The sequence below is a fragment of the Marinomonas atlantica genome (genome assembly GCF_001639725.1).
Lineage (GTDB): Bacteria > Pseudomonadota > Gammaproteobacteria > Pseudomonadales > Marinomonadaceae > Marinomonas > Marinomonas atlantica.
In genome coordinates, this window is the sequence record NZ_LTAW01000059.1 from 1 (window position 1) to 244 (window position 244).

General features: G+C 53.7%; 1 protein-coding gene. It reads left to right on the plus strand.

What is annotated here, in order from left to right; translation table 11 throughout:
- Positions 1 to 244: terminase large subunit domain-containing protein (locus AYW75_RS18550; protein ID WP_231886247.1), on the plus strand; the 244-nt coding region annotated here is incomplete at both ends.

Consider the following 244-nt stretch of genomic DNA (forward strand, 5'->3'; position numbering starts at 1 on the left):
GCGGCGATTTCGTGAGGCGTACAATGAAGTCCCTCGTAAAAATGGCAAATCTGCACCAGCCGCGGCCCTTGGCGTTTATATGCTATGTGCTGATGGTGAATCAGGCGCCGAGGTTTACTCCGGGGCAACGACTGAAAAACAAGCGTGGGAAGTTTTCCGCCCCGCGCGTCAAATGTGTTTACGAACCCCAGCGCTGGCTCAGCATTTCGGCATTGAGATTAACGCCAAAAACCTAAACCGCCCA